Source organism: Acidovorax sp. GW821-FHT09B03, assembly GCF_059418305.1.
Genome location: NZ_JBWKPP010000023.1, coordinates 21,605 through 44,922, shown reverse-complemented (window position 1 = coordinate 44,922; position 23,318 = coordinate 21,605). Strand labels below are relative to the sequence as shown.

19 protein-coding genes are annotated in these 23,318 nt (G+C 69.5%); 10 read left to right on the top strand and 9 right to left on the bottom strand.

What is annotated here, in order from left to right:
- The first annotated feature begins 7 nt into the window (after positions 1-7).
- From AC07PA_RS28710 to AC07PA_RS28700, 3 genes are all read left to right on the top strand, one after another.
- The gene (locus AC07PA_RS28710) at positions 8-982 is read left to right on the top strand and encodes a Bug family tripartite tricarboxylate transporter substrate binding protein (protein ID WP_494606623.1); all 975 of its coding nucleotides are present in this window, start codon (positions 8-10) and stop codon (positions 980-982) included.
- A 363-nt stretch (positions 983-1,345) separates the two neighbouring features.
- Complete coding sequence (fusA, locus tag AC07PA_RS28705) at positions 1,346-3,409, top strand: elongation factor G (protein WP_494606625.1); 2,064 nt, start codon at positions 1,346-1,348, stop codon at positions 3,407-3,409.
- A gap of 420 nt (positions 3,410-3,829) precedes the next feature.
- Positions 3,830-5,020, top strand: a complete 1,191-nt coding sequence (locus tag AC07PA_RS28700; RefSeq protein ID WP_494606627.1) for an MFS transporter — start codon at positions 3,830-3,832, stop codon at positions 5,018-5,020.
- A gap of 22 nt (positions 5,021-5,042) precedes the next feature.
- On the opposite strand, the gene pdxR is transcribed toward AC07PA_RS28700, so the two are convergent.
- Positions 5,043-6,503 (bottom strand): MocR-like pyridoxine biosynthesis transcription factor PdxR, encoded by a 1,461-nt coding sequence (gene pdxR / locus AC07PA_RS28695; RefSeq protein WP_494606629.1) that lies wholly within the window; start codon positions 6,501-6,503, stop codon positions 5,043-5,045.
- A 109-nt stretch (positions 6,504-6,612) separates the two neighbouring features.
- Here pdxR and AC07PA_RS28690 point away from each other — a divergent pair, with 109 nt between their 5' ends.
- The gene (locus tag AC07PA_RS28690) at positions 6,613-7,278 is read left to right on the top strand and encodes a pyridoxamine 5'-phosphate oxidase family protein (RefSeq protein ID WP_494606631.1); all 666 of its coding nucleotides are present in this window, start codon (positions 6,613-6,615) and stop codon (positions 7,276-7,278) included.
- Here the strand turns inward: AC07PA_RS28690 and ispF are convergent.
- The 3 genes from ispF to AC07PA_RS28675 form a co-directional block, all read right to left on the bottom strand.
- Complete coding sequence (ispF, locus tag AC07PA_RS28685; RefSeq protein ID WP_494606633.1) at positions 7,266-7,745, bottom strand: 2-C-methyl-D-erythritol 2,4-cyclodiphosphate synthase; 480 nt, start codon at positions 7,743-7,745, stop codon at positions 7,266-7,268. The two genes, AC07PA_RS28690 and ispF, sit on opposite strands and share 13 nt — an antisense overlap.
- Positions 7,746-7,917: 172 nt before the next feature.
- Positions 7,918-8,832 (bottom strand): IspD/TarI family cytidylyltransferase, encoded by a 915-nt coding sequence (locus AC07PA_RS28680; protein WP_494606635.1) that lies wholly within the window; start codon positions 8,830-8,832, stop codon positions 7,918-7,920.
- Between the two features lie 46 nt (positions 8,833-8,878).
- A complete protein-coding gene (locus AC07PA_RS28675) occupies positions 8,879-10,804 on the bottom strand; it encodes a DUF4253 domain-containing protein (protein WP_494606637.1) in 1,926 nt (641 codons plus the stop codon).
- Positions 10,805-11,059: 255 nt separating this feature from the next.
- Between AC07PA_RS28675 and mfd the strand changes: the two genes are divergently transcribed.
- The 6 genes from mfd (at position 11,060) to AC07PA_RS28645 (ending at position 19,010) form a co-directional block, all read left to right on the top strand.
- On the top strand, positions 11,060-14,539 hold the full coding sequence (mfd, locus tag AC07PA_RS28670; protein WP_007851506.1) for a transcription-repair coupling factor: 3,480 nt from the start codon (positions 11,060-11,062) through the stop codon (positions 14,537-14,539).
- Between the two features lie 52 nt (positions 14,540-14,591).
- Entirely contained in the window at positions 14,592-15,374 is a 783-nt protein-coding gene (locus AC07PA_RS28665; RefSeq protein WP_494606639.1) for a helix-turn-helix transcriptional regulator, read from the top strand.
- Between the two features lie 107 nt (positions 15,375-15,481).
- Complete coding sequence (locus AC07PA_RS28660) at positions 15,482-16,471, top strand: Bug family tripartite tricarboxylate transporter substrate binding protein (RefSeq protein WP_494606641.1); 990 nt, start codon at positions 15,482-15,484, stop codon at positions 16,469-16,471.
- On the top strand, positions 16,464-17,366 hold the full coding sequence (locus AC07PA_RS28655) for a PhzF family phenazine biosynthesis protein (RefSeq protein ID WP_494606643.1): 903 nt from the start codon (positions 16,464-16,466) through the stop codon (positions 17,364-17,366). Before AC07PA_RS28660 ends, AC07PA_RS28655 begins: the two co-directional genes overlap by 8 nt.
- The gene (locus AC07PA_RS28650; RefSeq protein ID WP_494606645.1) at positions 17,363-17,863 is read left to right on the top strand and encodes a RidA family protein; all 501 of its coding nucleotides are present in this window, start codon (positions 17,363-17,365) and stop codon (positions 17,861-17,863) included. Before AC07PA_RS28655 ends, AC07PA_RS28650 begins: the two co-directional genes overlap by 4 nt.
- Before the next feature lie 166 nt (positions 17,864-18,029).
- Complete coding sequence (locus AC07PA_RS28645; RefSeq protein ID WP_494606647.1) at positions 18,030-19,010, top strand: Bug family tripartite tricarboxylate transporter substrate binding protein; 981 nt, start codon at positions 18,030-18,032, stop codon at positions 19,008-19,010.
- A gap of 15 nt (positions 19,011-19,025) precedes the next feature.
- Here the strand turns inward: AC07PA_RS28645 and AC07PA_RS28640 are convergent, their stop codons facing one another.
- The 5 genes from AC07PA_RS28640 to AC07PA_RS28620 all read right to left on the bottom strand — a co-directional run bounded on the left by AC07PA_RS28640 (position 19,026) and on the right by AC07PA_RS28620 (position 23,162).
- Positions 19,026-19,802, bottom strand: coding sequence for a hypothetical protein (locus tag AC07PA_RS28640; RefSeq protein WP_494655405.1), 777 nt, complete (start codon positions 19,800-19,802; stop codon positions 19,026-19,028).
- Positions 19,803-19,935: 133 nt separating this feature from the next.
- Positions 19,936-20,694: a CPBP family intramembrane glutamic endopeptidase gene (locus AC07PA_RS28635; protein WP_494606651.1), complete on the bottom strand. Its 759-nt coding sequence runs from the start codon at positions 20,692-20,694 to the stop codon at positions 19,936-19,938.
- A gap of 21 nt (positions 20,695-20,715) precedes the next feature.
- Positions 20,716-21,387: a hypothetical protein gene (locus tag AC07PA_RS28630; RefSeq protein ID WP_494606653.1), complete on the bottom strand. Its 672-nt coding sequence runs from the start codon at positions 21,385-21,387 to the stop codon at positions 20,716-20,718.
- A gap of 207 nt (positions 21,388-21,594) precedes the next feature.
- Positions 21,595-21,894 carry a hypothetical protein gene (locus tag AC07PA_RS28625; RefSeq protein WP_494606655.1) on the bottom strand — a complete coding sequence of 100 codons (300 nt, stop codon included), beginning with the start codon at positions 21,892-21,894 and terminating at the stop codon, positions 21,595-21,597.
- Between the two features lie 122 nt (positions 21,895-22,016).
- The gene (locus tag AC07PA_RS28620) at positions 22,017-23,162 is read right to left on the bottom strand and encodes a serine hydrolase domain-containing protein (RefSeq protein WP_494606657.1); all 1,146 of its coding nucleotides are present in this window, start codon (positions 23,160-23,162) and stop codon (positions 22,017-22,019) included.
- Positions 23,163-23,318 lie beyond the last annotated feature (156 nt).

The window sequence follows — 23,318 nt, the reverse complement described above, 5'->3', positions numbered from 1 at the left end:
GCATGCCATGCAACGCAGACAACTCCTGACCCAGATGACCGCAGCCGCGGCGTGCGCGGCGGCCCCAGGCCTGGTGCACGCCCAGGGCGACAAGCCTATCTCCCTGATCGTGGGCTACTCGGCCGGCGGCAGCGCCGACCTGGTGGCGCGCATCGTGGGTGCGGAGCTGGGCAAGCGCCTGGCACGCACCGTGATCATCGAGAACGTGGCCGGCGCCAGCGGCATGCTGGCCGCGCAGCGCGTGCTGGGCGGCCCCACCGACGGCAGCCTTCTCTACATGGGCGGCACCGACACGGTGGTGGTGCCCATGGTCAACGCCAAGATCAAGCTCGACTGGGAGAACGACCTGGTGCCCGTGGGCCGCATGAGCACCGTGCCCATGGTCTTCGCCGTGCCCAAGGCAGCGCCCTATGCAAGCCTGGCCGACCTGGTGGCCGCGCTGCGCAAGGGCGGCAAGGACAGCATCAATTTCGCCACGCCGGGCATCGGCACCATGCAGCACCTGTACGGCGCACTGATCAACAAGCAGGCCCAGGTGTCCATGCTGCACGTGCCCTACCGCGGTGGCACGCACATCACCAACGACCTGGTGGGTGGCCAGGTGAACAGCGCCATGCTGGTGCTGTCCACGGCCATGCCTTTCCTCAAGGACGGCAAGATCAAGGCCCTGTCCGTGTCCGACACCGTGCGCGTGCCGCAGTTGCCCGACGTAAAGCGCATCGGCGAGGAAGACGGCTTCACCGGCATGGCCTTGCCACTGTGGCAAGGCCTGTTCCTCAAGGCCGGCACGCCCGCCGCCACCGTGGCCGCGTACGACAAGGCCCTGAAGGAGACGCTGGCCCTGCCCGAGCTGCGCCAGAAGCTGGCGGACGCAGGCATCACCGTGGCACCCATGGGTGGCCCCGAGTTCAAGGCCTTCATCAAGCCCCAGGCCGCGCTGTACCGGGACATCGTGACCAGCTCCAAGATCACGATGGAGTGACGACCGCGGCGCGGCCAGGCCGCGGACCGTTTCGTTTGCGCAAGGCACTGCACTCTCCTGGTGGCTTTGGTGGTGCCTTGGTCGCTGTGGCGGGCTGTGTCAGGTTCCGATGGGGCCCTTCCATCATGCCCGCCAGTTTTTTTTCCCAGCGGCTGGCCATAGCAGCCGGGCTTTGGTCTGTGCACGCTGGCAACAAGGGGGCGGTCAACGCGGCATGCATGCCGGTCAGGTAGTGGAAGTCGGCGGCTCAATCCACTTGCATCAGCGCGGCCAATCCCGTACGCTGCCCCGACGTCCACACGCAACGCTTGAGCCCTTTCGGGCCGCCGGGCCGGCCTTCCGGACGTGCAAAGGAGTCCAGCCATGCCAAGCCGATCGAACGGCCTCGCGGCCGAAATGAAAGCCGTGCGAACGTTGGCGCTCGTGGGCGCCGCGGCCGCCGGCAAGACTTCGCTGGCCGAGGCATTGCTGTACAAAGCGGGCGCCATCGGCGCTTGCGGCAGCATCGAGCGCGGCAGCACCGTCAGCGACCACGACCCGCTGGAGCGCCGCATGCAGCACTCGCTCAATGCATCGGTGATGCACCTCACGCATGGCGGCACGCGCATCCACTTGATCGACACGCCCGGCGGCCCCGACTTCCTCGGCCAGAGCCTGCCGGCGCTGGAGGCGGTCGAGACGGTGGCGGTGGTCATCAATGCCGCCACCGGCATCGAGCCGATGACGGTGCGCATGATGGCGTACGCGGCCTCGCGCCACCTCACCCGCATGATCATCGTCAACAAGATCGACGCGCAGGGCGTCTCGCTGGCGGGCCTCTTGGCCGACATCCAGGCGACCTTCGGCCGCGAGTGCCTGCCGCTGAACCTGCCCGACGGGGTCAACCGACAGGTGATCGACTGCTTCTTCAACCGCTTCGGGCGCTCCGACTTCGGCCCCGTCGAGGCGTCGCACCGCGCGCTGGTCGAGCAGGTGGTCGAGGTCGATGCGGCCTTTGTCGACCGCTACCTTGAGGAAGGCGACGTGGACCCGTCCGAGTTGCACGCGCCGCTCGAGCAGGCGCTGCGCGAAGGCCACCTGATCCCGGTGTGCTTCGTCTCGTCGCGCAGCGGCGCCGGCGTGGCCGAGTTGCTGGACGTGATCGTCAAGCTCTTGCCCGATCCGACCGAAGCCAACCCGCCGAGCTTCATCGTTGGCGAGGGCGCAGAGGCCATGCCCATGGAGGCCAAGCCTGACCCGACGCTGCACGTGCTGGCGCATGTGTTCAAGGTCACGATCGACCCATTTTTCGGCAAGATGGGCATCTTCCGCGTGCACCAGGGCACGGTCACGCGCGACAGCCAGCTCTACATCGGCGACGGCCGCAAGCCCTTCAAGGTGGGGCATTTGTTCATGCTCCAGGGCAAGGACCATGTCGAGGTGTCGCACGCGGCGCCGGGCGACATCGTGGCGGTGGCCAAGGTCGACGAGATCCATTTCGATGCCGTGCTGCACGATGCGGAGGAAGACAGCCATGTGCATCTTGCGCCGCTGGCGTTTCCGGTACCGGTGTACGGCCTGGCCGTGGAGCCCAAGCGCCATGGCGACGAGCAGCGCGCCTGGGAGATCCTCGGCAAGCTCGCAGCCGAAGACCCATGCCTGCGCATCGAGCACGTGGCCGCGACCAACGAGACGGTGCTCTACGGGCTGGGCGAGCTGCACCTGCGCATCGTGCTCGAACGACTGCGCGAGGTGTACCGCTTCGAGGTCCAGACGCGGCCACCGCGCATCGCCTACCGCGAGACCGTGACCGCGCCGGCCGAAGGCCACCACCGCCACAAGAAGCAGAGCGGCGGCGCCGGCCAGTTCGCCGAAGTCTTCCTGCGCATCGAGCCGCTCGCGCGCGGCGCGGGCTTCGAGTTCGCCGATGAAGTCAGGGGCGGCACGATCCCGGGCCAGTTCATCCCCGCCGTCGAGAAAGGCGTGCGCGAGGTGCTGGCGTGCGGCGCGATCGCCGGCTACCCCGTGGTCGATGTGCGCGTCGTGGTGTACGACGGAAAGCACCACAGCGTGGACAGCAAGGACATCGCCTTTGCGACCGCCGGCCGCAAGGCCTTCATGGCGGCGATTCGCGAGGCCCGGCCGGCCGTGCTCGAGCCTATCGTCCAGATCGAGATCGCCGTGCCCGAGCTTTCCGTTGGCGACGTCACGAGTGATCTGTCGTTGCGGCGCGGCATGGTCACCGGCACATCGTCGGGCCTGGGTGCCGGCACGGTGGCCATCGGCGGGCAGGTGCCCGAGGCTGAGATGGCCAACTACCAGTCGCGGCTCAATGCGATGACCAGCGGCCAGGGCCGCTACACCATCGCGTTGTCGCACTACGAGGCCGTGCCGCCGGCCGTCCAGCAGACGCTGATGGGGCAGTACCGGGTGCGCGAAGACGACTAGCAGGCGCTAGCAAAAGCGCAGCGTCATTCGACCGCGATGTCCTGTGTGCCCACAGCAGCGTGTTGCCGAGCGACCCGGCTGTTCTTTGCTGTCTCTCTCGCAGCGATCCGAAGATGAGGCAGACGCGATCTTGCAGGACAGGCTGGCCGCTCAGGCAACCCTATCGCTTTGCTTTCACACGCGCGAAGCGGCCTTCGACTTTCATTTGCCGAATGACCCGATCTGAATGGGATTCAAGGAGGTTCATGGTGGCACCACCTGCCAGCGCGGGAAGCGCAGAATGAATCAGCGAAGCCGCCCAGGGGATCACCAACCAGTTCCCTGCACGCCAAGCCCGCGCACTGCACAATCCCCCGCATGCCACCGCAGCCTTCTTCTCCCACGTCCCACCCCTCTCCACGCACACACCCCCTCTGGCTGATGCTCTTGGTCCTGCTGTCGGGCTTTGCGCTCAGCCAGGCCTACCGCACCACCGCCTCCATCGTGGCCCAGGGGCTGCAGGCCGACTTTGGCCTGGGGGCCTCGTCGCTGGGCGCGTTTGCCGGGCTGTTCGGCCTGTCGTTCGGCGTGGCGCAACTGCTCATGGGCATTGGCCTGGACCGCTATGGCCTGCGCCGCACGGTGCTCGCAGCCGCGCCGCTGGGCATTGCCGGGGCCGCCCTGTCGGCGCTGGCGCCCAGCCATGGCTGGCTGATGGCGGGGCAGGTGCTGATCGGGGTCGGCTACTCACCGGCGTTCGTGGCGTGCACGCTGTTCATTGCACGGTATTTTTCAGTCGAGCGCTTTGCCTTCTACTCGGGCGTGAGCATGGGCGTGGGCAGCCTGGGACTGATATTCACCGGCACGCCGCTGGCCTGGGTGGTGCAGCACTGGGGATGGCGCACGGGCTTCGGCGTGCTCGCCGTGCTGAGCGCGCTGTCGTGGCTGCTGATCTTCGTGCTGGTGCATGAACCCGCGGTGCCTGATGCAGCGCCCACCCCCCAGGAAAGCTGGGGCCAGTCGCTGGCGCGCTTTGCCGAGTTGCTCACCGTCCCGCACACCTGGGGCATCGTGGTGCTGGGCATGTCGTGCTACGCCGCGTTCCTCACGCTGCGCGGCCTGTGGCTGGGGCCTTTGCTGACCGAACGTTTCGGTTTCTCGCTGCTGGACAGCGGCAACGTGGCGCTGGCGCTTTCGTTGATTGCGGTCTTCACCCCGGCTGCGTTCGGGCGCATGGACCCGGGCATCCACCGCCGCCGCGCCTGGATCGGCAACGCCTCGCTGCTGATGGCCAGCCTGTTCGCGGTGCTGGCCTTCCTGCACCATGGTGCGGCCACCGTGGCGCTCATCTTCCTCATGGGGCTGTTGTCCGGCTATGGCGTGCTGCAGTACAGCGACGCACGCGCCTCCTATCCGGCCGAGATGACCGGGCGCGCACTGTCGCTGTACACCATGTCCATGTTCCTGGGCGTGGCCCTGATGCAATCGGTGACCGGCGTGGTGGCCGCCTGGGCCGGGCGATGGGGCGTCGAGCCCTACCAGACGGTGTGCCTGGCCATTGCGGCCTGGCTGGCGCTGGCTTCGCTGGCCTTCCGGCTCCTGCCGATGTCTCCTCTGATCCAGCGCCCCTGAACCTCGCCAGGATGGCGGCGGCTCAGCCCCGCACCACGCCCGCGAGTTTTTTCACCAGCGGCTCCATGGCCTGCACCGGCACCTGCGCATAGCCCAGCAGAAAGCCGCGCCAGGGCTGGGCGCGCAGGCCCACGGCGTGCAGGCTCAGGGCCGGGGCCATGATGCCGTGCTGCGCCATGAGGCGCGCGCTCAGCGCCACGTCGTCGGCCGCACCATCGTGCAGGCGCAGGGCCAGGTGCATGCCGGCCGTGCCGCCGTGCACGCTGGCCACGTCGCCCAGGTGCTGCGCCAGCGCGGCCACCAGCGCGTCGCGGCGCTGGCGGTACAGGCGGCGCATGCGCCGCAGGTGCAGGGCAAACTGGCCGCTCACGATGAACTCGGCCAGCGCGCGCTGCTCCGCCGTGCGCCCGCGCGGCGCGGCGCGGTCCAGCAGCAGGGCCAGCGCGGGCGCCAGGGCCGTGGGCACCACCATGAAGCCGATGCGCAGGCCCGGGAAAAACGTCTTGCTGAAGGTGCCCAGGTAGACCACGGGTGCATCGGGGGCCAGGCCCTGCATGCAGGCCATGGGCGGGCCGTCGTGGCGGAACTCGCTGTCGTAGTCGTCCTCGACCACCAGGGCACCGGCCTGGCGTGCGCCGTCGATCAGTGCCAGGCGCCGCGCCAGGCTCAGCACGCTGCCCACCGGGTACTGGTGCGAGGGCGTTGTGTAGATGAGCCGCGGCCGCTGGCGCAGCCAGTCGCTGGCGGTGGGGGCCATGCCCTCGCCGTCGACCACGATGCCCACCGTCTTGAGCTGCGCCGCGCGGAAGGCCGCCACCGCGCCCTGGTAGCCGGGGTTCTCCATCCACACCTTGTCGCCCGCATCGGCAAACGCGCGGGCGACGAGGTCCAGGCTGCCTTGCGTGCCGTCGGTGATGAAGACCTGCGCGGCCTCCACCAGCGCGCCGCGTGCCACGCGCAGGTGGCCGGCGATGGCCTCGCGCAGCGCAGGCTCGCCCGCCGGGTCGGCATAGTTGAGCTCTGCGGGCTTGAGCGAGGCCCAGGCCTTGTCCAGCGTGCGCCGCCAGCGCAACACCGGAAACTCGCCCAGCGCCGGCACGCCCGGGGCGAACGCGGCCGAGGTTTCGGAGCCCGGCAGCGCCGGCATGTTCTGCGCGCGCCGCGACAGGCTGGCACGCGGTGCGGGTGCATCCTGCCGCGGCTCGGCGACCGCCAGCCGCCCGGCCAGGGGTGCCACCACGCTGCCGCGCCGGCTGGCGAGGATGAAGCCCTCGCTCGCCAGCTGCTCGTAGGCATAGAGCACGCTGTTGCGCGCCACGCCCAGCTCCGCGGCCAGCGCGCGGCTGGCGGGCAGGCGTGCGCCGCTGGCCAGGGTGCCGCTGCGGATGCCCTGGCGCAGGCACTCGTGCAACTGGCGCTGCTGCGGCCAGCGGGCGTGCGCCGGTTGCGCCTGGAAGGCCGTGAACAGCAACTGGAATTCCATGGCGTTTCTGTGGCCCTAAAAAATAGTGGTGTCGTGGGTCTTATTCTGGCACCACGAAGGCCCTAAATTCCGCTCCCTTGTTGACCCACTCTGATCGGAAAAACGCCCCGTGAACGACACCCCTGCCACCGCCCTGCCCCCGACCGACCGCACCCGCGTGCGCCGCGTGGCCGAGAACGCCCGCTACGACCGCGCCACGCTGCACGCCATCATCGACGCGGCCTACCTGTGCCATGTAGCCTTTGCCGACGACAAGGGCACGCACTGCCTCCCCACGGCCTGCTGGCGCGAAGGGGAGCACCTTTACATCCATGGCTCCAACGGCGGGCGCCTGATCAAGTGGCTGGGCAAAGGCATCGACGCCTGCGTGACCATTACCCACCTTGACGGGCTGGTGCTGGCGCGCTCGGCCTTCAACCACTCGATGAACTACCGCTCGGCCATGGTGTATGGCCGCTTCGAGCCCGTGGCCGACAAGCACGCATCGCTGGCAGCGCTGATGGACCACCTGGCCCTGGGCCGCCAAGCCGAGATCCGCCCAGGCAACGACAAGGAGTTTGCCGCCACCACCGTAATGCGCATCGCCCTCGACGAAGCCGCCTGCAAGGTGCGCAGCGGCCCGCCGGTGGACGATGAAGAAGACATGCAGCACCCGGTGTGGGCCGGCGTGCTGCCGCTGGTGCAGGTGCGCGGCGCGCCCGTGGCGGACCCGCAGAACACGGCGGCCACGCCAGGCTATGTGGCAGCCTGGGCTGCCGAAGCTCAGGCCTTGTAGATCAGCGCGGCCGCGCGCGCCTCCATCGCCAGGCCCTGCCCCACGGGGCCCAGGCGCTCGGCTGTCTTGGCCTTCACGTTGACCTGGTCGGGCTCCACTTCGAGCGCCTTCGCAATGCACTCGCGCATGCCCGGGATGTGCGCAGCCAGGCGCGGGGCCTGGGCCACCACGGTGCTGTCGACATTGCCGATGGTGTAGCCCGCGGCACGCACGCGGCGCGCGGCCTCGGCCAGCAGCACGGCCGAGTCGGCCCCGCGGAACTGGGCGTCGGTGTCCGGGAAATGCCGGCCGATGTCGCCCAGGCCCGCCGCACCCAGGATGGCGTCGGTGATGGCATGCAGCAGCACGTCTGCATCGGAATGGCCAAGCAGGCCCATGGTGTGGGGAATCGTGACGCCGCCGATCACCAAGGCACGGCCCGGCACCAGTGCGTGCGTGTCCCAACCTTCCCCAATTCTGAAATTCATGCGTTCCTTTCCACGCGCCCACACGGGGCGCGAAGTCATACATTCGCTTGCGCGGTCTTAGAGCGGATAACAAAACTCAGCAAAGCGGTTCTGGCTAGGCGCTGCGTCGCAGGCAGTACGGGTAGTACGACAAGACGCAGCAACGACGCCAGAAGAGTTGTGTTAGCCGCTCTTAAAAAATCGTCTTGCGCCCGGTTTCGCTGGCGCCCAGCCCGCGCTCGCCGCCAAAGCGCGCCAGCGTGGTGCCGTAGCCGCGCTGGGCCAGCACGGCCTCGGCCAGTGCGAAGTCGTCGGGGTAGGTCACCTTGAAGTTCTGCGCGCCGCCGGGCACCAGGCGCGGGTGCAGGCCCATGGCCTCCATGGCGCCGGCCTCGTCGGTCACATTGGTACCCACGCGGGCCAGCGCATCGAGCAGCGGGCCGATGCGGAACATCTGCGGCGTCTGCGCCAGCCACTTGTTGCTGCGGTCCACGGTGGAGGCCACGCGCACGCCGCCCGGCCCGTCGATCGAGGTCTTGAGCGTGTCGGCCAGTTGGTGGGCCAGCAGGCCGCCCACGGAATCGTGCGCACAGGCGTCGATGAGCCGGTCGATCTGCTCGGCCGTGACCAGGCAGCGCGCCGCATCGTGCACCAGCACCCAGTCATCGCGCTGGGCGCCCCGCTCCTGCAATGCCCTGAGGCCGCCCTGCACGGTGGCTGCGCGCGTCGGGCCCCCGCAATCCACCACGAAGTAAGAGGGGTGCTCGTGCGCATCCAGGTAGCGATCGCCCGGTGCCACGGCCACCAGCGTGCCGGCCAGGCGGCCCACGCCCGCAAAGGCGGCCAGCGTGTGCATGACCATGGGGTGGCCCGCCACCAGGTGGTACTGCTTGGGCAACTGTTGCGGGGCTGGCGCAAGGGGCTCGCCCGCGGCCCCGGCCAGCGCGCCGAAGGCCGAGATGGTGGAGCCCGCCGGTGCCGCAGGGGGCGCCGCCACCGCGCGCGAGCCCGTACCCGCACAGGGCACCAGGGCCCAGAAGCGCCCCGGCCCCGACGTGGGGGCGTGCGGGGTGGCGAGCGAGGGTTGCAGCAGCGGGTCGATGGTCATGAGGGGGCCATTTTAAGAGCGTTGACCCCGTTCCACGCCCGGTGCCTCAAGGCCGCTCATGCAGGAACCAGGTGCCATGCCCGACCAGCCCCAGCGCATGGTGGCGCAGCGCGATGCCGGGCAGGGCCAGGGTGCAGGGCGCGGCCAGGTCGTGCTCGCGTGCCAGCGCCAGGGCGGTGTCGAAGTCCTCGGGCGGCCGGCGCACCGCGAATTCGAGCATGGTTCCGTAGTGGGCCCACAGCTCGGCGCCGTGCTGCTCGCGCCAGCGGCGCAGCAGCGCGATGAAGCCGTCGGCGGGGCCGCGCTCCATGCCGTACCAGTGCAGGTAGGCCAGCGCTTCTTCGCTGTGGGGCGTGGGCAGCAGCACCAGCCAGGCGTTGTCGGGGTCGAAGCGCTCCTGGCGGCCGCGCTCGGGGTCGGCGGCGCCATGGGATGCTTCGAGCGCGGCCAGCCAGCGCTCGAAGCGCAGGCGGTCGCCCGCACAGTCGGCCCAGGCGGCGTCGAACCCTGCTGCGTCGGGCGAGACACCTGCCGCCGCGAGTTCGCTACGCCAGGCCTGCAACTGGTCCTCTTCCTCCAGGGGGTACGAGCCCTCCACCAGCTCGGCCAGCAGGTCTTCGGGGTCGAAGACGCGCGCGGTCGAGACAAAGGAACGGGGCGACACATCATCGCGCGCCGCACCCTGCTCATAGGGGAAGCGCATGAACAGGTCTTCAGCCAGTGCCTCGGCGTCCGGTGCCTCGGTGCTCCCGGTCCAGAGGGTCGTCACCACGGGCCAGCGGCCGCTGCCCAGCTCCACCAGCGTGCGCGCCGCCTGCCACAGCGCCTCGCGTTCCAGCACCGGCACCTGGGCCGCCCAGGCAATTTCGCCACTGGCCGCGCCCGCATGGCCAGGTACCGGCAGCGCCAGCCAGTCGAGTGCCGCCAGCGGCGTGCCCTGCAGGCGGGCCCGCCAGGCGTCGCGCGACTCCGTGGGCGTGCCCGCCACCACCACGGGCGGTTCAGACACTGCCCCAGGTGCGGGGGCCGCTCGGGTAGCCAGGGCCGCACGCCATGCGGCCACGGCCTGCGCATCCGCGCCCACGGCCGGCGCCAGGCGGCCCCCGCGCAGCAGCTGGCCAGTGGCAGGCACCACAGCCAAGTCGAGCAGCCCGCTGGCAGCAGCCGGCGCATCGTGGGCCAGCCAGGCGGCTGCCACCTCGGTGGCGTCGCCCTCACGCCCCTGCCCTGCCAGCAGCAGCCAGCTGGCCTGCCAGATGCTGTGCACCAGGTAGCCACCGGCAAAGCCCGTGGCACGCAGGTAGCCGGCCATGGCACGCGCGATGTCCAAGGTGTCCGTGGCCTCGGCCACGGGCGCAACGTCGATCTGGCCGGCCGACTGCAGCTGCGCCAGCATGGCGGCCACCTCGTCTTCGGGCAGGCCCAGGGCGATCAGGTCGTCGGCCGTGGGCACCTCGTCGCCCATGGCGTGCGATGCCGTACCCCACTGCCGGGCGATGCGCGCCTTGAGCACCAGCTCTGCATCCATGCAAAAAACGCCAAAAGCCCGGTGCGGCTGCGGCTCGCCCGCCGCACCCTGGCGCTGCACCAGGGTGGCGAGGAAGTCGGGCGACCAGCCTTCGCCCGCGGGCGCCAGCTGCAGGCGGCCCGGCAGGACCAGGGACTGCAGCAGTTGCCCGGACTGCTCGCTGGCCCAGTCGGCCAGTTGCGCGGTGTCCATCGCCTCCTGCTCGCCCACCGCAGGGCAAGCCTTGCCGGCCAGCAGGGCCACCAGGGGCAGCAGCCGCTGCACCTGCGTCACCAGCGCGCCATGCGCCGGCAGACGCCATGCGCCTTCGCGCAGCAGGTAGAGCGCGGCCAGGGCCTCGCCCGCGTGGCCGGCCACGGCGGCCAGTCGGGCATTGGCCAGCAGTTCGTCCAGGGCGCTGTCCAGATGCCGGTCGTGCAGGTGCTGCGTGCTCAGTGTGCTCAAGGGGCTTCCTCCTCCTGGCGCGGGAGTGTAAGACGCCCACCTGCGGCCAGGAGCGCCGGCCGACGAGTGAAAGGCCAGGGGCGACCAACGGCGCGGCACTTGTCACAACCTGTACGCAGGGGCCGAAATCCATGCTGACACGCCCTGGAGCAAAGATGCCCTGCACCACCTAAAATGCCCCGTTGCCCCCCATCCAGCCCGTGCGCGTCTCGCGCCCCTGGGGATGCGGTGGCCCAGACGACCGACTCCGTCCGCATGGAACTGCCCAAACTCTCCCCCGGAAAACGCTTCACCCTGCCCCGCCCCGTGGGCAGCGCCGATTCGCTGCTGCTGGCCCGCCTGGCCGAACGTGACAAGGCGGCAGGCCGCACCACCGCCATCGTCACGGCCGACGCCACCGATGCGCAGCGCCTCATCGAGGAAATGGCGTTCTTCGCGCCCACGCTGCGCTGCGCGCTGTTCCCGGACTGGGAGACGCTGCCCTACGACACCTTCTCGCCGCACCAGGACCTGATCAGCGAGCGCCTGGCCACGCTGTGGCGCATCAGCCAGAAGGACAAGGACACCGGCGCCGACGTGGTGCTGGTGCCCGCCACCACGGCGCTGTACCGCCTCGCCCCGCCGTCCTTCCTGGCCGGCTACACCTTCCACTTCAAGGTCAAGCAAAAGCTCGACGAGGCGAAATTCAAGGCCCAGCTCACGCTGGCCGGCTACAGCCATGTCTCGCAGGTGGTGAGCCCGGGCGAGTACGCGGTGCGCGGCGGGCTGATCGACCTGTTCCCCATGGGCTCGCTGGTGCCCTTCCGGGTGGACCTGTTCGACAACGAGATCGACAGCATCCGCACCTTCGACCCCGACAGCCAGCGCAGCCTGTACCCCGTGCCCGAGGTGCGCCTGCTGCCAGGCCGCGAGTTCCCCATGGACGACGAGGCGCGCGCCAAGTTCCGCAGCCGCTGGCGCGAAATGCTCGAAGGCGACCCGACCAAGAGCCGCATCTACAAGGACATGGGCGCTGGCGTGGCCACGGCCGGCATCGAGTACTACCTGCCGCTGTTCTTCGACGAGACGGCCACCGTGTTCGACTACCTGGGCGGCGAGGCCACCGTGGTGCTGCACGGCGACCTGGAGCCCGCCTTCCAGCGCTTCTGGCAGGACACGAAAGACCGCTTTCGCCTGGTGCAGGGCGACCCCGAGCGCCCGACCTTGCCGCCCGAGGCGCTGTTCCTCTCGGCCGACCAGTTCTACACGCGCGCCAAGGAGCATGCGCAGCTGTCCATCCGCCCCGGCGTGGAGGACGTGGATGACAACCCGCACTTCCACAAGCTCGGCGACCTGTCGGTGGTGCGCGGGGCCGAGGACCCGCTGGCCCGCCTGCACGCCCACATCCGCAACACGCAACACCGCGTGCTGCTGCTGGCCGAAAGCGCCGGCCGGCGCGAGAGCCTGCTCGACTTTCTGCGCGCCAGCGGCGTGAACCCTCCGGCCTTCGACTCGCTGGCCGAGTTCCAGGGCACGGCCGACGAAAAGGTGGGCATCGCCACCGCCGGCCTCACCGTGGGCTTCAGCTGGGTCGAGGACGGCATCGACTTCGTCACCGAGACCGAGCTGTTTGCCGCCGGCCCCACCACGCGCCGGCGCAAGAAGCAGGAGCAGGTGAGCGACGTCGAGGCGCTGATCAAGGACCTGGCCGAGCTCAACGTGGGCGACCCCGTGGTGCACAGCGCGCACGGCATCGGCCGCTACCGCGGCCTGGTCAACATGGACGTGGGCAACAAGAACCCCGACGGAACGCCCGCCATGCAGGAGTTTCTGCACCTGGAGTACGCCGACAAGGCCGTGCTCTACGTGCCCGTGAGCCAGCTGCAGCTCATCAGCCGATACACCGGCGTGAGCGCCGACGAGGCGCCGCTGCACAAGCTCGGGAGCGGCCAGTGGGAAAAGGCCAAGCGCAAGGCCGCCGAGCAGGTGCGCGACAGCGCGGCCGAGCTGCTCAACATCTACGCCCGCCGCGCCGCGCGCGAGGGCCACGCCTTCCGCTACAGCCCGCAGGACTACGAAACCTTTGCCAACGACTTCGGCTTTGAGGAAACCGCCGACCAGAACGCCGCCATCCATGCGGTGATCCAGGACATGATCAGCCCCCGCCCCATGGACCGCCTGGTCTGCGGCGACGTGGGCTTCGGCAAGACCGAGGTGGCGCTGCGCGCGGCCTTCGTGGCCGTCACGGGCGGCAAGCAGGTGGCCTTCCTCGCGCCCACAACCCTGCTGGCCGAGCAGCACTACCAGACCCTGGTGGACCGCTTTGGCAAGTGGCCAGTGAAGGTGGCCGAGGTCTCGCGCTTTCGCTCGGGCAAGGAGATCACCTCGGCCATCAAGGGCATCGGCGACGGCACGGTGGACATCGTGGTCGGCACGCACAAGCTGCTTTCCGAATCCACCAAGTTCCACAACCTGGGCCTGCTCATCATCGACGAGGAGCACCGCTTCGGCGTGCGCCACAAGGAGCAGATGAAGGCCCTGCGCGCCGAGGTGGACGTGCTCACCCTCACGGCCACGCCCATCCCGCGCACGCTGGGCATGGCGCTCGAAGGCCTGCGTGACCTGTCGGTCATCGCCACCGCGCCGCAGCGGCGCCTGGCGATCAAGACCTTCGTGCGCAACGAGGGCACGGGCGTGATCCGCGAGGCGGTGCTGCGCGAACTGAAGCGCGGCGGGCAGGTCTACTTCCTGCACAACGAGGTGGAGACCATCGAGAACCGCCGCCAGAAGCTCGAAGAAATCCTGCCCGAGGCCCGCATCGCCGTGGCCCACGGCCAGATGCCCGAGCGCGAGCTCGAACGCGTAATGCGCGACTTCGTGGCCCAGCGCTACAACATCCTCTTGTGCTCGACCATCATCGAGACCGGGATCGACGTGCCCACGGCCAACACCATCATCATGAGCCGCGCCGACAAGTTCGGCCTGGCGCAGCTGCACCAGCTGCGCGGCCGCGTGGGCCGCAGCCACCACCAGGCGTATGCCTACCTCATGGTGCCCGACACCGAGGGCCTGACCAAGCACGCCGCCCAGCGTCTGGATGCCATCCAGCAGATGGAGGAACTGGGCAGCGGCTTCTACCTGGCCATGCACGACCTGGAGATCCGCGGCGCCGGTGAGGTGCTGGGCGAGAACCAGAGCGGCAACATGCTGGAGGTGGGCTTTCAGCTCTACAACGAGATGCTCAACGAAGCCGTCAAGGCGCTCAAGGCCGGCAAGGAGCCGGACCTGCTCTCGCCCCTGTCGGTCACCACCGACATCAACCTGCACGCCCCCGCCCTGCTGCCCGACGACTACTGCGGCGACGTGCACCTGCGCCTGTCGTTCTACAAGAAGCTGGCCACCGCCAAGAACCCCGACCAGATCGACGGCCTGCTCGAAGAGATCGTGGACCGTTTCGGCAAGCTGCCGCCGCAGGCCCAGACCCTCATCGACGTGCACCGCCTGCGTGTGCTGAGCCAGCCCTATGGCGTGGTCAAAGTGGATGCCGCCCCGGGCGTCATCAACATCACCTTCAAGCCGCAGCCGCCCATCGACCCGATGCGCATCATCGAGCTGATCCAGAAGAACAAGCACATCAAGCTGGCGGGCAACGAGAAGCTGCGCATCGAACGCGAGCTCAAGGACCCCAAGGACCGCGCCCAGATGGTGCGCGACATCCTGCGCTCGCTGGGGCAGCCGCAGCCGGCCACCGCCTGAGATTGCAGGCGGCGGGCGCATCTGGCACGATCCCTGCAAAGGCATTGTTGACATGACGAGCCCCGCTGCCCCGCGCCCACCCCAGCTCTCCCCCAAGCTGCCCCAGTTGGCGGCCCAGGGCTTTGCGCTGCGTCACAGCCGCCAGGCGCACTACGAGTTCGACTGGCATGTGCACGACTGCGCCATGCTGCTGTGGCCGCGCAAGGGCGCGCTGCACAGCGCCTGGCAGCCGGAAGGCGAACCGGGTGGCGCGGGTGGCTTCGAGCAGATGCTGCTCACGCGCAGCCAAGCCATCCTGCTGCCCGTCTCAACGGCCCACCGCACACAGTCCACCACGCAGCAGCAGGAGCATGGCGAGCTCTACCTGGCGCCCGAGATCGCGCGTGCGCTCACCGGCCGGGGTGCCCTGCGGCTCGATGCCGCAGCGCTGGCCATGCTGGACGCGCTGCTGGCCCCCGCCCTCGACCCGCGCGCCGCCGAGCCGCTGGTACAGGCCGTGGTGCGGCAGATCACCCGCGCCCGCCCGCTGGAACTGGCGCGGCCCCGCTCCCCCGCACGGCAGATGGCGGCGCGCTTTGCCCAGGCGCTGGACTGGAACGAGCCCCTGCCCGGCATCGATGCCATCGCCTGCGAGCTGGGCACCTCCACACGCCAACTGCAGCGCGCCTGCCAGGACGAGTTCGGCCAGAGCCCCGTGGCGCTGCGCCGGCAGATGCTGGCCGCGCATGCGCGCCGCTTGCTGGCCATGGGCCTGCCGCTGGCGCAGGTGAGCGTGCAGCTCGGGTTTGCGACCAGCGGCCACCTCACGCGCCTGCTGAAAGCCGTAGCCCATTGACCCGCTTGCGGCGCCTGTCGCAAATCGGATCGCGGCCTGTCGCATCCTGGTTGTCCGGATCGCCCGCCGGTTCCTAGCATGGGATCTCCTTCGTGATGGAGTTCCTCATGCCTGCCTCGCCCCCCATTGTCCGCCTCCGCAGGGCCGCCCTGCTGACCATTGCCCTGGCCGGCACCTGCGCGCCCTTGCTCGCGCAGACACCCGCCTGGCCCGCCAAGCCCATCTCCCTGGTCGTGCCCTTCCCGGCCGGTGGCGGCACCGACCTGGTGGTGCGCGCGCTGCAGCCCCGGCTGCAAAAGGAGCTGGGCCAGCCCCTGGTGATCGACAACCGCGCAGGCGCAGGCGGCACCCTGGGCTCGGCCCTGGTGGCCCGCGCCCCGGCCGATGGCTACACCGCCGGCGTGGCCACCACCAGCACCCACGCGGTCAGCGTGAGCGTGTACCCCAAGCTGCCGTTCGACCCGGCCAAGGACTTTGCCTATGCCGGCTTCATCGGCACATCGCCCTATGTGCTGGCCACCACGGGCGCGCTGGGCAAGCCCGACACCAAGGCCCTGCTGGCGGCGCTCAAGGCCAGGCCCGAGGGCTTCAGCTTCGCCTCGGTGGGCGCGGGCACGGTCTCGCACCTGCTGGGCGATCAGTTCAAAGCCGTGGCCAAGGTGCCGCTGGTGCACATCCCCTACCGCGGCGCGGCACCGGCCTACACCGACCTGATCTCGGGCCAGGTGCAACTGATGTTCGACAACCCTGCCGGCCTGGTGCCCTACATCCGCGCGGGCCGCATCCACGCCGTGGCCACCACCGCGCCCAATGCGCTGCTCACTGGCGTGCCCACCTTCCAGCAGCAGGGCCTGCCGGGGTTCGATCAGTCGCTGTGGTACGGCATCGTCTTTCCCGCGCAGACACCCAAGGCGGTGGTGGAGCGCTTCAACCAGGCACTCAACAGCGTGCTGTCTGACCGCGCCGTGGCCGCTGAACTGGCCGCGCTGGGCGTGAACGCCGCACCTGGCACGCCCGATGCGCTGGCAGCCGCCGTGGTGCGCGATACCGCCTACTGGGGCCGCATCGCCAAAACCGTGGGAGCCCGCGTTGACTGAGCACACCCTCCCCCTTCCCGCCTCGCTGCCTGCCGCCGGCCAGGTCGTTCTGATCCGCGTGTTCGTCAACGGCCCGGGCGGCGGCAACCCCGTGCCGCTGGTGGCCGATGCGCGCGGCATGGATGCCGCGCAGATGCAGGAGGTGGCCCGTGCCCATGGGCACGAGTCGGCCTTCGTGCTGCCGGTCGATGTGCCCGGCGCCGACTGGCGCCTGCGCTTTTTCGTGCCGCACCACGAGATGGAGATGTGCGGCCACGCCACCGTGGGCACGCTGTGGGCATTGCGCCGCTGGGGCCTGTGGACCACGCCCACGGCCCGTGTGCAGACGATGAGCGGCCTGGTGGACGTGGAGTGGGACGCTGCAGGCCAGCGCGTGTGGATATCGCAGCCCGCCGTGCGCGAAGAGGTGCTGGACGCCAGCGCTGCCGCCCTGGTGGCCCGCACCCTGCGCCTTCACGACGCCACGCCCCGGCCCACCACCAACGCCGCCACCAGCCGCGTGAAGACCCTGGTGCCCCTGCCCGAAGTGGCCGCGCTGAACGCCCTGGCGCCGGACTTCGCAGCCATGGAATCCACCTGCGCGGCGATCGCCTCCACCGGCCTGTACCCCTACGCGCTGGAGAACGCCACCACGGTCTTCGCGCGCCAGTTCCCCAAGAGCTCGGGCTACCCCGAAGACGCGGCCACCGGCATTGCCGCCGCCGCCCTGTGGGGGCACCTGGCGGCCGCCGGCGCGATCCCGACAGGCACTGCCGCAGCGCCCGTGGTCTGCACCGTGCGCCAGGGCGACGCCATGGGCCGCCCATCGGCCATCGCGGTGCGCCCCCGTTTCGATGCGCAGGGCACGGTCGCGGGCTGCTGGCTCAGCGGCGAAGTCGCCGGGGTGGCCGCATGAACAAGCACCCATCCCCGCACACCACGCCCGAGGAACGCCTGGCCGCAGCCGGCCTGGCGCTGCCGCCCGCGCCGCAGCCGCGCGGCAGCTATGCGCCCTGCCACGTGCACGCGGTGGCGGGCCAGCACTGGGTGGCGGTGAGCGGCCAGACCAGCCGCATCGCCGGCCAGGCCCTGGCCGGCATCTGCGAGGCAGGCGGCGACCTGCAGCCCGCGCGCCATGCGGCCACCGTGGCCATGCTCAACACCCTGGCCGCGCTGCGCACCGCCTGCGGCGGCGAGCTGGCCCGCGTGCAGCACGTGGTGCGCCTGCGCGGCTTCGTGCGCTCCGCGCCGGGCTTCGGCGCACATCCCCAGGTGCTCGACGCCGCGTCCGACGTGCTGGCCATTGCCTTCCCGCAGCAGGCCCTGCCGGCCCGCAGCGCCATCGGCGTGGCCAGCCTGCCCGATGGGGTGTGGATCGAGCTGGAGGTCGATGCAGTGGTGGACCCAGCCTGAGGGCCGCGGCGCCGGTTCCCCACACCCCTTTGGTACAGGACTTGCTTGAACCCATCGACCTGCGCTATACCTCTTTCAGGTGAGGGTTGTGGGTACGCAAACCGATTGACGCAGGCTTGCAAGAAAGCGCGCCTGCCCTGTTCCATTCCTTTGGGGAGTTTTTGTCATGCAACTTCGGCGCTCCGTCTTCACACTCACCCTGGCCACGCTCGCCATGGGCAGCACAGCCAGCGCCTTCGCACAGGCGCCCTACCCCGACCGCCCCGTCAAGGTCATCGTGGCCCTGCCCGCGGGCGGCAGCGCCGACATGATCGCGCGCGTGGTCACGCAGAAGATGGCGGCCGAGCTGGGCCAGCCTTTCGTGGTGGACAACAAGGCGGGGGCATCCGGGCAGATCGGCACACCGCTGGTGTCGCGCGCCGCGCCCGACGGCTACACGCTGATGGTCTCGCCGGCCTCGTTCCTCACCACCAACAAGAGCATTTTCAAGACCCTGCCCTACGATCCTGAAGCCGACTTCGTGCCCGTCACCAAGTTCGTCAACCAGCCCATGGTGCTGGTGGTCAAGGACAAGCAGAAATTCCCCACCGTCGCCGCCGTGCTGGCCGCCGCCAAGGCCGCACCCGGCAAGCTCACCTACGCCTCATCGGGCGACGGCAGCCCGCAGCACCTGGCGGGGCTGATGTTCACCACCCGCACCAAGACCGACCTGCTGCACGTGCCCTACAAGGGCGGCGCCCCGGCCATCAACGACGCCCTGGCCGGCACGGTGGACATGCTGTTTGCCGTGCTGCCCGAGGCGCTGCCGCACATCCAGTCGGGCAAGCTGCATGCGCTTGGGCTGATGGCGGCGCAGCGCACCGGCACCCTGCCCCAGACCCCCACCATGGCCGAAGCCGGCGCACCCGAGATGAACCTCTCGGCCTGGGTCGGCCTGCTCGCCCCGGCCAAGACACCCCAGCCCGTCATCGACCGGCTGCAGCGCGCCGCGCACGCCGCCCTGGCCGATGCCGACACCAAGGCCAAGCTGGCCGCCAGCGGCATGGAAGTCGCGCCCGGCACCAGCCAGCAGCTCAAGGAGGCGATCACGCAGGAGATCAAGGTCCATGCGGAGCTGGTGAAGGCGGCGGGGCTGGTGCCGCAGTAGCGGTAGCCGCCCCCCTCAATGCCCGCCGAACCGGCCCACCTGCCGCAGCCCGCCGGCCAGGCTCCAGAGCGTGATGCACCAGCCGTCGCAGCCCTCGCTGACCACCAGCCCCGGAAGGTCTGCGCCGTCCAGGTCGACGAAGCTGGCCACCTTGGCCGGCACCTCGCCCTGGTAGGCGTAGCCGTTGCGGTCTTTCGTGAACACATGGTGTCTGCGCGCGCGGTATTCGGCGGCGCTGTCCTTCACCCACTCGCCGGGCACCACAATGGCCAGGCCCTGGCCGCCGGGCTTGTGTACCACCGTTGCGGCGGCCAGCTTCGACTGTTTCCTCACCGCCGCCCACTTGCGTGCGTCCGACTGCAGCAGGCCCTCGAGGGCCTGCACCTCAGGCGCAGTGACCCGACGGGTAACCCACTGCGTCGTTTGCGGGGGCTGGATGGAGAACAGCCGGTACTGCCGGGTATTGAACCGGGCCGGTCCGCCCTGCACCGTGGCCCTGACTTCCTCCCACTGTTCGCCACCCGACGGGCCCTTGGGCACCTCGATCTGGCACAGGTGCTTCTCGCCGGTCTGCAGGGCAAACACCGGCCGACCCGCACGGCAGTGCCGCGCCAGAGCGCGCAAATGGGCAGCATCGTCCGCACGGACCACGACGGCACCCAGGTCGGGCGACAGCCAGGCAAAGAACAGGCCTGGGCGGCTGATGTGGCTTTCGCTCTCCTCCCCGGCGGCCGCGGGCCCTACCACGGCCAGACCCAGTAGCAGCGCGGCCACTCGCAAACGCAGCACCATGAAGACCCCCCGACGACAATGGATTGGGCATTCTGCATGAATGCCTGCCGGGCTTCGGCAAGCCCGTCATCGCGGCGCGTCGGTCATTGCTGGCGCCAGGGGCGCTTGGCTCGATTCTGTCAGCCGCTCCTCGTCAGGTGGTCCCCGCCGGTGCCGCCGCCGGCCCGCGGCGCAAGACCAGCACCACCACGGCGATGGAAGCCACATAGGTGCCGCCCAGAAAGACGAGCGCGCCAAGGCTCTGGGGGCCCTTCGCCAGCCCGTGCGCGATGCTCGAAAAATCCCACAGGGCGTGCAACGCCATCGCCACCCACAGGTTGCCGGTGAGCCTGCGCACGAGGTACAGCCCCGTGCCCGCGCAAAAGGCCAGAGCCACCTGCACCAGGGCCGCCGCGCCCAGGCCGAAGAAGGCGTTGGTGGCGTGCAGCAGGCCGAACAGGGTGCTCGACCAGAACCACACCCAGGCCTCGGAGCGCAGCGAATGGCGCAGGCCCACCAGCAGGATGCCACGGTGCACCATTTCTTCGCAGAACCCCACCAGCAGCATGGCGGCGGCCAGCACCAGCACGTGCTCCATGCCGATGGCCGCCCAGACCGTGCTGTACAGGTTCATGCCGATGAACCCGAGCATGGGCAGCAGCACTGCGGCCAGGTACAGGGGCCGGCGCAGCGGTGACTCGCGGGTCGCCTGCGGCCACCACCCTGCCAGCGCATTGAAGGCACACAGCGCCATGGCAGCAATGCCCAGCGGCACGATGACGCCGCGCAGCAGGTTGGCCTGCGAACCCAGCGATGCGTAGTCGATGCCCAGGTAAGTCCATGCAGCGAAGACCCAGCCCAGGTAGGCAAGGTACACGCCCAGACCGACCCACCAGCGCGGTTGAATGTGCATGTTTTCTCCAACCGCCGGGGCTCAGAAAATCGCGACCAGTGCCACGGCGACAAGCACCCATGCGCACGCCCACACGAGCAGGCCCAGGCCCATGCCCAGCGCGGCCAGGCGTCCAATGCCCAGCTTGGCCCGGAACCACGCGGCCTGCACGCCCACCATCCACGCGAATGCCATCGCGCACGCAATCGCTCCGGCCATGGCAAGGCCCCGCCCAGGCATCTGGGTCGCAATAAGGCCCAGCGAAACAACCAGCGCAAAGGGCGATGTCAGGTAGCACTGGGCGAAGAAGGGCTGCCGCAAGGCGGTGCGCGATGCCGCCTGCCTGCGCTTGCGCAACAGCAGCACCGCAGCCGTCAGCGGGATCAGGCTGAACAGCAGGCTGCGAAAAAGCAGCAGGTTCTGCGGCGAGTTCAGGAGTTCCTTGGCCAGGGGGGCCGCGTCCGAAGCCTGTGCGACGTGCAACGCCACCCCGACTCCACTGGTGAGCAGCAGCGTGATCAGCAGCAGTAGGGGCGGGCTCACCGCATCGTCATAGGCATCGGTCTTGTCCGACGCTTCCTCCTGCTCTGCGTACTCCATGGCCTGCAGCGGCTTGAAGATGATGCGCAGCAGCGTTCGGGGGTAGAAGAACAGCAGTGCGATGGCCTCGAAGACGAATTCTTCCAGGCTCCGCATCAACTTCATCAGGTCCATGAACTCCTCCGGGAGCGCGAAACGCGCGCTGTGGACCACCCCATTGGGACATCGGACGGGCCATCTTGTCCAGCGCTTCCATGCGAACCCAGCCTACGATCGCGGCGCACCAGCCGCACAGCATGTCCCAAAAGGCGAAGGGAACGAGAGGTGATGGATTCACCGCGTGAAGATCACGCGCGCCACGAGGCAGGCAGCCGCTGGCGATCATTCCGCCCGAAGCAGCCGCGCGTACCGCCACAACCCCCAGACCACGCCCACGGCAAGACCGATGGCAATGCTCCAGCCCACCGGGACACCCACCACAAAGGCCAGCAGCAGCATCAGGCCGGCACTGACCAACGAGATCAGCACCAGCGTCACGAAATCGAAGTGCGCCACCGCCAGCGTGTCCTCGGCCACGCTGCGCTCCCGGCTGCCGCGCCTTTCGCGCTGGGACCGGAACAGCAGCACGTCGAGCACGAATTCGAAAAAGCCAACGACGATATCGACCAGAAAACTGAACATCGCAATGCTCCATGGGCAGGGGCACCACGCGGCAGGCGCCGCGCACTCCTCCTGTGGCGCCATCCTAACGCCGGGCGCTCACCCCTTCGCTGCCGCAAAAGGCCCCACACCCCGCCGGTGAATCAAGGTGCCGTGCTGCCCACCGCCTGCCTCGCCGGTGCCGCAGCGATGACCCGCGCCGCAAGCTCCGCGAATTGCCCCAGGTCTACCGCGTTGCGCTTGAACCAGAGCCGGCTGTTGTCGACCCGGTGCACGAGCACGATGTCGCGCGCCCGGTCGATCAGCATGAACTGGCCGCCGCTCCCGTCTGCCAGCACCAGCTGGTTGCCGGGAAGGCGCCACGACGGAAATGCCGCGAACGGCAGCCACCACATATAGCCATAGCCGCTGCCGCCCAAGGCGGCGCTGTACGAGGTCGTGCTCTCGCGCAGCCAGGCGGACGGCACCATCTGGCGCCCTTGCCACTGGCCGTCGCGGCTCACCAGCAGGCCGACGCGCGCCAGGTCGCGCGCAGACAGGAACATCAGGTAGGCGGGGTGCTCCGAGCTGCGCTCGTACTCGAACTTCGTGTCCTGCGGGTAGCGGAAGTCCTCGAACTGCAAAGGCTCTGCCAGCTCGGTCTTGAGCGCCTCGAACACATCCTTGCCCGTGCGGCGCTGAAAGATGGTGGCGAGCGTGTTGAAGTCCCAGTTGTTGTAGTACCAGAAGGTGCCGGGTGCATGGCTGCCGCGTTCGGGCCGCCGCTTCTTGGCCGCAGGCGTCTCGTAGGCCGCCTCGTGGTAGACCCCGGAGCGCGACTGCAGCAGCTGCCGCACGGTGGCGGTCTGCTCCACGTCCGACAACCCGCCCTTGTCCGTGATGCCGAGCGAGGCGAGGCTCTGGTCCAGGTCGATGGCGCCCCGGCCCACGTGCATGCCGTACAGAACGCTGAGCACGCTCTTGCGCACCGACGCGAGGTTCATCGGCCGGCGGATGTCGCCATAGGCATGCACCAGCACGCCGCGGTGCACCACGAGGTAGGCGTCCGAGCGCATCGCGTCGGCATAGCTGTCGGCCAGTTGGAGCTTGTCTGCCGACCACCCGCTCGGCTGCCCGCTGGTGGCTGGCGTGCTCCAGGCCGCACCAGGGAAGACGCCTTGCGCCCCGGCCTGCTGCGCTGCTGCCGTTGCGATGGCAGCCGGGGTGTCGGCGCGTGCTGATGCACTGCCCATGGCGATGGTGGTGGCGGCCAGGGCAGCGATGGCAGTGGTGCGCAGTCTGTTCAGCATGGCAATGGCTCGGTTGCCGCCCCTCGCCGCTGCGGGGTCCAGCGCGGCAGAGGTTCGGTGGGTTTCGGCCCATTCTGCCGCAGCTACCGGCGTGGGCATCGTGCCTTCGACGATGCCCTGCCTTCGGCGAGAATCGGTGTCCCCGTTGCCCGCCCT